At 27.3% G+C, this 13,160-nt stretch carries 10 protein-coding genes and 1 riboswitch; of the genes, 2 read left to right on the top strand and 8 right to left on the bottom strand.

What is annotated here, in order from left to right; translation table 11 throughout:
• Positions 1 to 5 precede the first annotated feature (5 nt).
• The 7 genes from spoIIAB to thiC all read right to left on the bottom strand — a co-directional run bounded on the left by spoIIAB (position 6) and on the right by thiC (position 7,198).
• Positions 6 to 437 (bottom strand): anti-sigma F factor, encoded by a 432-nt coding sequence (gene spoIIAB, locus NG918_RS11025; RefSeq protein ID WP_252212616.1) that lies wholly within the window; start codon positions 435 to 437, stop codon positions 6 to 8.
• Positions 438 to 453: 16 nt separating this feature from the next.
• Complete coding sequence (gene spoIIAA / locus NG918_RS11020) at positions 454 to 789, bottom strand: anti-sigma F factor antagonist (protein WP_252212617.1); 336 nt, start codon at positions 787 to 789, stop codon at positions 454 to 456.
• 261 nt (positions 790 to 1,050) lie between these two features.
• Positions 1,051 to 3,360: an AAA family ATPase gene (locus NG918_RS11015; protein ID WP_252226206.1), complete on the bottom strand. Its 2,310-nt coding sequence runs from the start codon at positions 3,358 to 3,360 to the stop codon at positions 1,051 to 1,053.
• A 179-nt stretch (positions 3,361 to 3,539) separates the two neighbouring features.
• Complete coding sequence (locus NG918_RS11010) at positions 3,540 to 4,463, bottom strand: DUF4003 family protein (protein ID WP_252212619.1); 924 nt, start codon at positions 4,461 to 4,463, stop codon at positions 3,540 to 3,542.
• Between the two features lie 223 nt (positions 4,464 to 4,686).
• Positions 4,687 to 4,908, bottom strand: a complete 222-nt coding sequence (locus tag NG918_RS11005; RefSeq protein WP_252212620.1) for a BhlA/UviB family holin-like peptide — start codon at positions 4,906 to 4,908, stop codon at positions 4,687 to 4,689.
• Positions 4,901 to 5,446 (bottom strand): RNA polymerase sigma factor, encoded by a 546-nt coding sequence (locus NG918_RS11000; protein WP_252212621.1) that lies wholly within the window; start codon positions 5,444 to 5,446, stop codon positions 4,901 to 4,903. The genes NG918_RS11005 and NG918_RS11000 overlap by 8 nt, the downstream gene beginning before the upstream one ends.
• A gap of 444 nt (positions 5,447 to 5,890) precedes the next feature.
• Complete coding sequence (gene thiC, locus NG918_RS10995) at positions 5,891 to 7,198, bottom strand: phosphomethylpyrimidine synthase ThiC (protein ID WP_252226203.1); 1,308 nt, start codon at positions 7,196 to 7,198, stop codon at positions 5,891 to 5,893.
• Positions 7,199 to 7,616: 418 nt separating this feature from the next.
• Positions 7,617 to 7,718, bottom strand: a riboswitch (TPP riboswitch).
• A gap of 256 nt (positions 7,719 to 7,974) precedes the next feature.
• Between thiC and NG918_RS10990 the strand changes: the two genes are divergently transcribed.
• A complete protein-coding gene (locus tag NG918_RS10990) occupies positions 7,975 to 8,406 on the top strand; it encodes a hypothetical protein (protein ID WP_252212623.1) in 432 nt (143 codons plus the stop codon).
• Between the two features lie 303 nt (positions 8,407 to 8,709).
• Here the strand turns inward: NG918_RS10990 and NG918_RS10985 are convergent, their stop codons facing one another.
• Entirely contained in the window at positions 8,710 to 11,256 is a 2,547-nt protein-coding gene (locus NG918_RS10985; RefSeq protein WP_252212624.1) for a calcium-translocating P-type ATPase, PMCA-type, read from the bottom strand.
• A 145-nt stretch (positions 11,257 to 11,401) separates the two neighbouring features.
• Between NG918_RS10985 and NG918_RS10980 the strand changes: the two genes are divergently transcribed.
• On the top strand, positions 11,402 to 13,042 hold the full coding sequence (locus NG918_RS10980; RefSeq protein WP_252226201.1) for a putative manganese-dependent inorganic diphosphatase: 1,641 nt from the start codon (positions 11,402 to 11,404) through the stop codon (positions 13,040 to 13,042).
• Positions 13,043 to 13,160 lie beyond the last annotated feature (118 nt).

Below are 13,160 nucleotides of genomic sequence, written 5' to 3'. Positions count from 1 at the left end.
TTCCCCTAACTTAATATGTTAAATTTTTTCTTCATTCTAACCCTTGTACCCTTTTCCTTTTCACTTTCAACTAATAACCCATCCATAAATGTTTCCATAACAGTAAAACCCATTCCTGATCTTTCCAAATCAGGACGTGATGTATATAATGGCTCCATCACTTTCGGTATATCTTCAATACCTTTTCCATGATCCGTAATCTCAATGGTAACTTCTCCATCACGAATTTCAACTTCAATTTTAATAATTCCATTTTCCTTATTTTCATATCCGTGTATTATAGAATTAGTTACTGCTTCTGATACTGCTGTTTTCACATCACTTATCTCATCTATAGTTGGATCTAATTGAGCGATAAATGCAGCTACAGCTACTCTTGCAAAAGCTTCATTTTGAGATTTACTTACAAACTCCAAATTCATTTTATTTTCATACACAATAAATCCCTCCATCTTAAATGCATCTTACTGCCTCATCTACAGTTTCATAATGTTTAATTATTTTATATAATCCTGTTAATTCAAATACTTTATTTACGCTTTCCTTTATATTGCAAATACAGAGAGCGCCACCTTTACTATTAAGTTTTTTATTTCTTGCAACAACTACTCCAATTCCAGAACTGTCCATAAAACTCACTCCAGAAAAGTTTAAAATTAATTTTTGTATATTATCTCTATCGATTCTATCGTCAATTCTAACTCTAACTTCTTCTGCACTATGATGATCTAACTCCCCAATCATAGTGACTATTAAAATTTCATCATACTTATCAAATTTTAAATCCATATAAAAATACTCTAAAATTTTTCTTAGAGTAATTCACCTCCTTAGTTTTCTTTACCATATTTTAACATACTATTTTATGCACCGTCAATTTGTTTTATTACATTTTATTCTATTTATTCAATTTTATATAATAAAAATGAAATATCTCAATGACATTTTAATCAAAAGTGTAAAGATTATAGTTAAGAGCTAAAGTGCTTTGCTAAAACATAACGAAAAAATAAGTACTAAGCTTATTTTTTTAACTTAGTACTTATTTTTTTACTTCTTCTTTTTACTTGGTTTATATTTGGCTATCTCTTCTTCTATAATCTTAAAAAATGTCTTAACAGTTTCACCTTCATTTAGTATAAGAACTTCTATTGCATCTTCAAGGACATCCATTGTATAAATATGAAAATCACCATTACTAATACTCTCTTCCACTTCTTTTTCTAAGATTAGTTCATCTTTATTCATACTAGGAATCAATACACCTTTGCCACTAATATTATCTATAGTCTTACATACAGTATAAAAGCCTTCAATCTTTTCATTAATCATTCCTATTGGCTGTACTTCTCCAAATTGATTTATTGATCCTGTTACTGCAATATTTTGTTTTATCGGTCTTTTACTAATGGCTGAAAGCATGCATATTATTTCTGCAACAGAAGCACTATCACCTTCAACTAGTGAATACGTTTGTTCAAAACTCAACTGAAAATCTACTGGTAAGCTTTCATAAGGACTCAATAAAGTATTTATTAAACCTCTTAAAATTACAATAGATTTTTCATGAATATTTCCACTTAATTTGCATTCATTATGAACATCAATTATTCTACCACTGCCTTGAAATGCTAAACAAGTTATTCTCATAGGTCTTCCCAAGCTAAATAAACTTGTGCCAATAACCGCTAATCCATTAATAGATCCAACCTTTTCACCTTTAATAGCTATTAATATTTTATTATTCTTATAACTTTCTAGCATCTCTTCTTTAATATCTTTATCATCACAATGATAGCTACTAATAACATCATCTCTAATTACAGAGAATCTCCCCTCACTATTTGCTTTATCATTAGCTAGATATAATATTCTATCAATATAGTAATTATCCACAGAAATCTTATTTCTATCCCCTATAATTCTAGATAAATATTTAAAAATTTCTTCTATTGATTCTTGATCCATATCTAAAAGATTTTCATTTTTTGCTTTATTTTTTATATAATTTGCAACTAAACTTCTTGATGCATCATTACATTTCAATTGATTTTCCATTTCAACTTTAAATGGGAATATTCTTTTAAATTCTTCGTCTTTCTCGTGAAGTATACTAAATGCCTCATAATCACCTATTAAAATAACTTTCACATTAATTGGTATAGACTCAGGTTTTAAGCCTTCTAAAGATAGAACATCTAAATAATTTTTTGTATAACTATAGTCTATTTTTCCAAGCATTAGTATTTTCTTTAAATAATAATAACTATACCCACTAGATAGTAATGAATTAAGATTTAAAATTAAACAACCTTCATTAGCTTTTAATAAGCTTCCAGGATGTATTAACTCTATGTCTGGCAAATATCCTCCATTACTATTCTTATATTCAATATTTCCAATCAAATTATTTATTGTGGGATCTTCTTCAAAAATAACTCTTGGATGTGGTATATTTTTATTATCCACAAGAACTCTAACTTCAAATTTTGTGAAAATATCATCTATATATTGCTGATCCTCTTCTAGACTTACTGTATAGCATTCAACTATCTGCTCTTCAATCCAATCAAACATTTGAGAAAGATACATACAAGTAAATTTATCAGTTACAAATTCAAATAATAAATCTTCCTTCATTTCTTTCATTTCTTTTTTAAGATATTTTTCATAAATAACTCTTAATTCATTAATTGATTTAATTTCAAGTGCAGTTAGCTTATCTAGTACAACTTGTGCTTCCTTTTTCAATTCTGATACTTGTTCCTTGATTACCCCCTGTTCGTCATTTTCCAATTCATCATACTCATCTTCTGTCATCTCATTTCCTTGAGATTTTAATGGAATAAATACAAAACCACCATTTGTTGCTTTTACTTCAAAATTATTTTCCTTTGCTTTTTTCATTAAATTAGAAATACACTCATTCCTTTGTTCCTTGGTTTCTTCAAGTAACTCCTCTTTTTCCTTATCAGATGAGCCATTATAAAATTCTATTACACAATCAAAATATTGATTCTTTATATCGTCAATTTGTTCTTTTAATAGTGTTCCTTTTCCACTTGGTAAAAATAAAACTTTTGGATTTAATATATCTTCAGTAGTAACATAGCATATATCTTTAGGTGCACTTTCCTCTTCGTATATCTTTGAAATATAATCCATCAAGTCAGTTAATTTATTCATTGCAAATGAATCAATATAATATAAGTTGTATCCATTTTTCTTAATTTTTAAAGCTCTTTTTATATCATTTAATCTTGAAGTAACTTCTGGTAATTCTGCAAGACGTTCTTTCTCAGATAATTCTTTAAAAGAACATTTAAATATAACTTCACTTGGAGTTAATTCATTTTTCATAAACCATATCCACTTCGAAGTTTTTTTCTATAACTTAAACTGTGATTAAATCTTCAAAAGTAGTTTCCTCCTTAAATTAGTAGTATATTAATATTAATATTCTTCAACTGAAAAAATAGAGATAGTTTTTTATTTTTTCTCCATATTTTAATATATTATTTACTACTAATTTTTTATAATTAAGCTAAAACTTCATTAAAAACTCCTTGATTTTTACTTATTAAGAACGAATATGTACTAAATGCTAATAATTCGTCCAAATATTTTATATTTTCCTCTTCCATACTCATAAATACAATAACTAAAGCAAGTATATTTCTAAATCCTTTATCTATATAAAATTCATATTCAAGTTCTTCATCACATAAATATTCTACAACTTCCTTCATTTTTCTTATGATTTCATGTACATCTTGTTTTTTTACCAAAACTCCTAGTACACTCAAAAATTGATTACTTATCTTGAAATCATTTTTTTCTAAGGATTTTAACAGTTCTTCAGCCTTGCAGGTTGCATCTTCATAACCATTTAACAGTATTGTATTAGTCAATCCTTGTACGCTATTATTAGAGAATAAATCCAAATGTAAAACATAATTAAAAACTTGTTCCATATATTCAGTTATAGAATTAAATTCATTACAATTTATTGCTAATAGCGTACAGAATAAATAATCATCCTCTTTTGTTACGTTTCCATATTTAGATTTTATTATTTTAAATATTTCTTTAGTTTTATAAATTATATCTTGCCTATTTTCTTTATCTACATATTTTACTATTGAATATGCCGATAAAACTAAATAGCCACAATCTTTTAAATTTTCTTCTAATAATGACTCAAATACACCAATTATTTCATCAATTAAATCTGTTTTATCTTTTTTATCATTCATCACTGATATTAAAAATGATAATATATATAGCATATCCCCTCTAAACGAAGACATTCTAGACGTTTTATCTTTAATAAATTTTCTTATATATTTAATTTCATCAAATTTAATTTCTTTATTATAATATCCATTAAGTAAAGAAGAAAAATGATTAATATAATCTCCATCATATCTTAATGTTTCTTTAGCATTAAGATAGTTATTCACTGTAGTATCACAAACTATTCTGGTATTCGTATCTATTATGATCTCCCCCTAGTTTTTTACTAATCTATTAATTACTTTCTTTATTTAATTATATAATGTCTTTATGACATATTTGTGTCTAAATTTATTATTTAATTATTAATAAATAACATCTTTCTTAATTATATATATGAATTAGTAAGTTTTTAGGGTATGTCTAATAGTATTAATTAGTTTATTATATCTATCTAATTTTGCTTCTTATTTCATTAATAGTTGAACTTATTGAATCTAGTGTATTTAACTTTTCAGTAAGTTGTTTTATTATATCTTGATAGTTTTTCTCTCTCTCTTCTTGTCTTAAGTCTCTATTTTCTTGTGCTTTTAATATATAAACTATAAGAACACAACTTAAAATTGTCCAAACTCCTTGAGTTGCAGCTATTTTTATTAATTGATCAAACATAAATTGCCTCCCTATATAATATATTCTTTAAAAATTTCAAAGCTTGTCTTTTAGATTTATTTACTGCTTGTCTTGATATTTTTAATCTTTCTGCAATTTCCTTATCTGATAACTGTAAATAAAACTTTAAAAAAATTATTTTCTTTTGTTTAGGCTTTAATAATGAAATCAAATCCTTAAATATTACATTTGAATATTCATCATTGTTAATATTTTTGTCTAGTACATTTAAAAGTTCTTCATCGGAATTATAAGTTATAAAGGTTCTATACGAATTTATTTTATAATATAAATTTATTGATTTATTCTTAATGCATCTTCTCATATATTTTAATATTTCTTCATCATCATTAAACTTTTTCAAATCCAATTGTAAGGCAAGTTCATATAAATATATAATCAAATCTGTAGATGCTTCTGGATATTTTAACTTATAACTCAAATAATTAATTTTAGAATTAAAATGAGACACTATATCCATAAAATTATTGGATTGTTCTTGAAATAATTTCATTTTTTTTAATAAATCTGTAGGCATACGATCACTCCTTAAGTTGCTTTAACTCCATAACAAGAGCTTTATATACCTACTAAAAGTAAAAATATAAAAAAAATGTAAACCTATTTTTTTCAATTTATGTATTTTTATTCAAACAAAATTCTACAAAAACAAATATAATAGTTCTATATTTGATAAATATTATTATGAAAATTATAATTTATCCTCCTAAATATTCCATCAAAATCCAATAATTGTTACTCAAACTTTACAATTACCAACATAAATAGTTATTAAAGTAAATAAAACTCAATGCTTTTAAATGTTTTAAATTAGAATAATCAATTTAGGCGCATGAAAATAAATAACAATATTATGTTTAATAGCTATTTTAATTTCATCATGTAAATTTTCAAAACTAAAAAAAAAGCAGCATATAACTTTGTATAAAAACAAACTTATATACTGCCATCTCTATTTTTATTAATCCCTTATTATATTTAAATTTTCACCATTTAATATTTTCTTCATTGTCCTCATGGAACACATTTTACCACACATAGTACATGTTTCTTCATCATGTGGTTTTGACTCTTCTCTATATTTTTTAGGTTTTGTTGAATCCATAGCGAGTTCCATCATCTTTTCCCAATTAAGCTCTGCTCTTTCCTTACTCATCTTATCATCCCAAACTTTAGCTCTTGGTATTCCTTTAGCTATATCTGCTGCATGAGCTGCTATCTTGGTTGCAATAATACCTTCTTTCATATCATCTAAATTAGGTAACCTTAAATGTTCCGCTGGTGTTACATAACATAAAAAATCAGCTCCATAAGTTGCCGCAATAGCCCCACCTATTGCAGATGTTATATGATCATAGCCTGGTGCTACATCTGTAACTAATGGTCCTAGCACATAAAATGGTGCTCCATGACATAGCTTCTTTTCAAGAATCATATTAGCTTCAATTTCATTTAAAGGCATATGTCCTGGACCTTCTATTATTATTTGAACATTTTTTGCCCATGCTCTTTTTGTTAATTCCCCCATTGTTATTAATTCTTTAATTTGAGATGCATCCGTAGCATCATTTATTGACCCTGGTCTACACGCATCTCCTAATGAAATTGTAATATCATATTTAGCACATATATCTAGTAATCTATCAAAATGCTCATAAAATGGATTTTCCTTATTATTTAATTCCATCCATGCAAATAATAAAGAACCACCTCTTGAAACTATATTAGTTAACCTTTTATTTCTTTTTACAGTTTCTATGGCTTCCTTATTTAACCCTGCATGAATTGTTATAAAGTCAACTCCATCTTGTCCATGTTTTTCTACTACTCTAAAAAATTCATCTACAGTTATATCCTTTAATTCCTTATCATAAAATCCTAATGCATCATATATTGGAACTGTTCCTATCATAGCTGGTGACATATCAATTATTTTTTTTCTTAACCCTTCAGTTTTTCCATAATTAGAAAGATCCATGATAGCTTCTGCTTTCATTTCAATTGCTGTACGAACCTTTTCTAATTCCATCTCAAAATTTTGACAATCCTTTGAAATACCTAAATTAACATTTATTTTAGTTCTTAAACCTTGTCCAACGCCCTCTGCACTTAAACTCTTATGATTTTTATTAGCAGGTATTGCAATTTTACCTTGTGCTACTAACTCTCTCAAATCCTCTACATTAATATTTTCTTTTTTTGCTACTAAATTCATTTCATCTGTAATAATTCCTTTTTTAGCAGCATCCATTTGTGTTGTATAACTCATAAAAAAAAATCCTCCCTTATTATAAAAATTAGATAATTTTTCTAAGGGGGATAACCTAAATAAATAACAACCTGTCTTTTCTAATCACAATATATTATATATAAATTTCATTTCTTTAAAACATAGCATTCTAGGAATTATACTCAGATTTAAAATTTTTATAAATTCCTAAAGAAGAACAAAATCGCTAAGGCGACTTTGGAGCCGTCGATTTTTTTAGCCATGCGCCCTTTCCAAACGCAGTGCAGGAATAATGGTGCGGCATATGATTATTTTTTATTCTTTAGGGGTACTCATAATACCTTTAAAACACATTATTTTAAAAGTTATCCACAAATTTTTTAATAATATAAATTCCTAAAGAATAAAAAAAGCTTGCACTAAGCAAGCATAAAATACCACTACATATAAATATATACAGTAAGTAAATAAGCTTCCCTACGATGGTACTAACCATATCAGGTTATTAGAGTTAGGATATCCTTCTCAGCCGTTAAAAACGGCACCCCTAGCAAAATATTCTATTTTAATTAATTATATCTAAATAATTCACTTATTTCAACTTATAATTTTATTTATAAAAATTGCTATGAAACATATTATTTTAATAATCACAAATACTATATGAATTAATTAGATTTTACATGTCACTTTAAAATACAATCAAATGCTAATATGTATGGTACTTAATAAACTATTATGATATAATAAGCTAGATATAATAGGTTTTTTATTTTAATTGATAAATATATTCTTATTAAAAAGGAGAGTCATAAATGGGTTTAAAAGAAAAATTTTCTGGAAAATTTAATAAGTATTTTCAAGACGCATATCTTGAAAAGTATGGAGATAGAATTACAAGTACATCTGGAACTGTTTTATCAGTAAAGGTTTTTGAAAAAAGTTACTTTATATTTCATAAGTTATTAGTTGAAATGGTAGTTAAACCTGAAGTTGGTAGATCTGTTGTTAAATGTTTTTATAAACAAAATAAATGGTTTAAAAAAACCGAATTTATTACTGTATCTCAAGGCCATAAAGTAATAATAATGGGTGTTAAAGGCGAGAAAATAAAGAAAAAAGATACTACAGAAGCTATTCAAATAATGAATGTATTAAATCTTACAACTAAAAAAGACTTAATACCTGTTGACCATAGTGAATTAAAAAAATCACGTCAACAAGCTACTAAAATGATGAGAAGATAATTTACAGATTAAATCAAAAGTACCAATTGAAATCTCAATTGGTACTTTTGTTGTTATATTTGAATAATGGTAATATTGTAGTATAAAGCTCGTGACTAGAGAAATTTACTATTTATTACGCAACTAATCTTAATAAGTGTTAATATCCGCAATTAGTAAAGCTTCATTTTAATTGGACTTTTATAACTATTAAGTAATTGTCTAAATTTTATATATTGTTTATCGAATTTACTCAGCAACTCCAGATGAGTATGGTTTCCTTTTTAATCCTGTCCACGAGCATTACAGTACAAGATTAACATCCTATTTTGATTTTATTAATAAATATACACTATTTATTAATGCTATTATTCCGGAGAAGAACATTACTATTAACCATTGACTAAATGACAATGCAACAGTATGGAATATTCCTCTGAAGAATGGTATATAAAGTACAGATGTTATCATTATTATTGAAATTAAAACAGCTCCTACTAAATAAGGATTTGTAAATAGCTTTATTTCAAATATTGAATGTCTTTCTGATCTACATTCAAAAACATGTATTAATTGAGACATTACAAGAGTACATAAAGCTAAAGTTCTACAAGTTTCTAGATTCATACCATAATATCTTCCTATCATAAATGATAGTAAGGTACATATTCCTATTAATGATCCTCTTACTACAATCTTCTCAACTAGTCCCCTTGCAAAAATACTTTCATTTTTTGCTCTTGGAGTTTGTCTCATAATATCACTATCAGCTGGGTCAACACCAAGGGCAATAGCTGGCAATCCATCAGTAGCTAAGTTAACAAGTAAAATTTGTATTGGACTTAATGGATTGGGAAGATAAAATAATGTTGCTAAAAACATAGTTAAAACTTCACCTAAATTACAAGACAATAAATATCTTATGAATTTTCTTATATTATCATAAATTATTCTTCCCTCTTCTACAGCTGCCACTATAGTTGAAAAATTATCATCCATTAATATCATTGAGGATGCTTCTTTAGTAACATCAGTTCCTGAAATCCCCATGGAAATTCCTATATCTGCTTCTTTTATTGCTGGAGCATCATTTACTCCGTCTCCAGTCATTGCAACTATATTACCTTTTCTCTTAAATGCTTTTACAATTCTTAACTTATGGTTTGGTGAAACCCTAGCAAATACTCTGACTTTATTAACTTTCTTATATAATTCATCATCACTAATTCTTTCTATTTCTTCACCTGTTAAAACTTGTTCTTCAGTATTACATATATTTAATGATTTCGCTATGGCAAGTGCAGTATTCTTATGATCTCCTGTTATCATAACAGGCTTTATTCCTGCAAGTTTACATTTTAAAACTGCATCTCTAGCTTCTTTTCTTGGTGGATCAATGCTTCCAACAACACCTATAAATATAAGATTTTCTTCTAAATGATTATTTTTACTTAATCCTTCTTCCTTATATGCGCATGCTATACATCTTAGTGCTCTAGATGACATAGCTTCAATAAATTTTGCTACTTGTTGTTTCTTTTGATATGTTAAAGGCTTTATTTTATTATTTTCTAATATATAAGAACATTTTTCTATAAGTCTTTCAGGTGCACCTTTAACATAACAAGTTTCTTTATCATTTTCATTAATTATTACAGACATCATCTTTCTTGTTGAATCAAAAGGAATATCATATACTCTATTTATATTAGATACATATGCCTTTAATGGTTCAACTTTCTTAAAGAACATCTCTATTAATGCAGTTTCTGTTGGTTCTCCATGAAGCACTTCTTCCATTATATTTTTAGTAAAATCATAATTACAATCATTACAATAAACTAGAGCTTTCATCATTTTGTTATAATCTTTTAATTCTTCTTTTTCTAATTCATATATTTTACCATTTAAATAAGCTTCTTTAGCTGTCATCTTGTTTTGAGTTAATGTACCTGTCTTATCAGAACATATAACAGAAGTACATCCCAATGTTTCAACTGCAGGTAATTTTCTTACTAAAGCGTTCCTTTTTAACATTCTAGATACTCCAAGTGCTAATGCTACTGTTACAATTGCAGCAAGACCTTCTGGAATAGCTGCTACTGCTAAACTTACGCCAAGTAAAAACATTTCTGTTATATCATTCCCTCTTATTACACCCATTACAGTTACTATTACACATACAACTAAACAAATAACTACCAATACTTTGCCAAGTGAATCTAATTTTTTATTTAAAGGTGACTTTTCTTCATCTATGTTTTGAATTAGATCTGCTATTTTTCCCATTTCTGTATTCATACCTATTGTGTCAACTTTAAATAATCCTTTTCCTTTTACAATAGTTGTTCCCATATAGCACCTATTATTTTTTCCATTAACATCTTTATCAACTCCTACCGATTCCCCAGTAAGTAGTGATTCATCCACGACAATACCTAATCCTTCAATAAATGTACCATCTGCTGGGACTCTGTCACCAGCTTCTAAAATAACTACATCACCTATAGTTAAATATATAGAATTAAGAATTTGTATGCTTCCATCTCTTAGTACCTTACATGTTGGTGCAGCTAAATCCTTCAGAGCCTCTAATGACTTTTCCGTTCTAAATTCTTGAACAAATCCTAATATCGCATTTACAAACACAATTATTAATATAGTAATTGCATCAGCTTTATCACCTATGATTCCCGAAATTATTGTTGCTGCTATAAGTACCCATACAATAAAATCATTAAATTGTGAAAGAAATATTTTTAAAGCTGATGTCTTTTTTTTATGCTGAAGTTCATTAAGCCCAAAATTCTTAATTCTTTTTTCAGCTTCCTTTGTACTAAGTCCTTTTAAAAGTTCTTTTTCTTGTACCACAATTTCTCCTCCCTTTTTTTCTCCTCATATAAATATATATATTTTCCTTTGCAAAAGTTATGATGATTTTTTAATAAACTTTACATTCTTGAGATTTACAAGTAAAATATATACTGTGATTTTATACAAATAAGGAGGAGCTATTTTGAAGAATATAGTTTATGTAACTGGACATAAAAATCCTGATTCAGATTCAATCTGTGCTGCTTATGGATATGCAGCTTTGAAAAATAAAATTAGTAATCTTGAAGCTATACCTGTAAGACTAGGTAATGTAAATCGAGAAACTCAATTCATACTAGATTATTTTGGTGTTGAAGCACCTAAATATTTAGAAACAGTAAAGCTTAAAGTAGAAGATTTAAAAATAGATAATCTTGATCCAATTCCACCAACTTTCCCATTAAGAGGTGCTTGGAACATAATGAGAGATAATCATCTTAAAGCTTTACCAATAGCTGATAAAAACGGTTGCTTAATTGGAGTTATTTCTATTTCTAATTTAACATCAGCTTATATGGATATTTGGGATAATAACATCCTAGCAAAAAGTAATACATCTATAGAAAATATAATAGAAACTCTTGATGCTAAAGCAATATACATAGATGAAAATATTGAAACATTTCCTGGGAAAATAACTGTAACTGCAATGCAACCTGATAGTTTAAGAGAAATAATAAATCAAGGTGATATTGCTATAGTTGGAGATAGACATGATGTTCAAGAGGAACTATTAAACATAGGAACTTCTTTAATGATTATAACGGGTTCTAATACTTTACCATCTGAATTAATCTTTAAAGCTAGAGAAAACGGAGTTACTGTTATAAGTACGCCGCATGATTCATTTACAGCCTCAAGATTAATCGTTCAAAGTATACCAGTTGAATATGTGATGGCTAAGGAAAACCTAGTATCATTCTCTACTGAAGATTTAGTAGATGATATTAAAGGTATTATGGCTGAAACTAAATACCATTGTTACCCTGTAACTAATATTGAAGGTAAAGTAATTGGTACAATTTCAAGATATCATCTTATTTCTGATCATAAGAAAAAAGTTATTCAAGTTGATCATAATGAAAAAGGTCAATCTGTTAATGGATTAGATGATGCTGAAATAATAGAAATAATTGACCATCATAGAGTTGCTGATATTCAAACAAGCAATCCTATATACTTTAGAAATGAACCAATTGGTAGTACTTCAAGTATAGTTGCTAAATGTTATTTTGAAAGTGATGTTCAGCCTTCTAAGGAAGTTGCAGGACTTTTATGTGGAGCTATAATTTCAGATACTCTGTTATTTAGAAGCCCAACTTGTACTGAACAGGATAAAATTATTTGTCTTAGATTAGCTGAAATAGCAGGAATAAACATTGATGAATTTGCTAAAGAAATGTTTAAAGCAGGTACTTCTTTAAAAGGAAAATCTGTTGCTGAAATCTTCAATCAAGATTTCAAACCTTTTAGTATAGCTGATTCTAAAATAGGTGTTGCTCAAGTTAATACAATGGACATCGATGGATTTATGCCATTAAAAGATGAAATGCTAAATTATATGAGCAAACAAGCTGAAGAAAATAACTTTGATGTAGTTATGCTACTTTTAACTGATATACTAAATGAAGGTTCTCAAATTTTAGTTGCTGGACCAAAACCAGAAATCGTTGAAAAAGCATTTAAGGTAGAATTATACAACTGTATGACATTCCTACCAGGGGTATTATCAAGAAAGAAACAAGTAGTACCACCTCTAACAACAACATTATTAGCAAAATAATTATTAAATAAAAAATAGTATCTCAAAAATTTGAGATACTATTATTTATTCGGCTATGTTTTAACAGAGTGTTGATATATGCATAAGCAAAGTGGACGGAGTAATTTAACTTAAGAAC

The sequence above is a fragment of the Clostridium sp. ZBS2 genome, assembly GCF_023845855.1.
GTDB lineage: Bacteria > Bacillota > Clostridia > Clostridiales > Clostridiaceae > Clostridium > Clostridium aquiflavi.
Note: the sequence above shows the minus strand (reverse complement) of the source record. Positions and strands in the feature narration are given on the sequence as shown.

Coding starts and splice junctions, on each gene's coding strand:
- spoIIAA (WP_252212617.1), bottom strand. CDS start 789: ATGGATTTAAAATTTGATAAGTATGATGAAATTTTAATAGTCACTATG.
- NG918_RS11015 (WP_252226206.1), bottom strand. CDS start 3,360: ATGAAAAATGAATTAACTCCAAGTGAAGTTATATTTAAATGTTCTTTT.
- NG918_RS11005 (WP_252212620.1), bottom strand. CDS start 4,908: ATGTTTGATCAATTAATAAAAATAGCTGCAACTCAAGGAGTTTGGACA.
- NG918_RS11000 (WP_252212621.1), bottom strand. CDS start 5,446: ATGCCTACAGATTTATTAAAAAAAATGAAATTATTTCAAGAACAATCC.
- thiC (WP_252226203.1), bottom strand. CDS start 7,198: ATGAGTTATACAACACAAATGGATGCTGCTAAAAAAGGAATTATTACA.
- NG918_RS10990 (WP_252212623.1), top strand. CDS start 7,975: ATGGGTTTAAAAGAAAAATTTTCTGGAAAATTTAATAAGTATTTTCAA.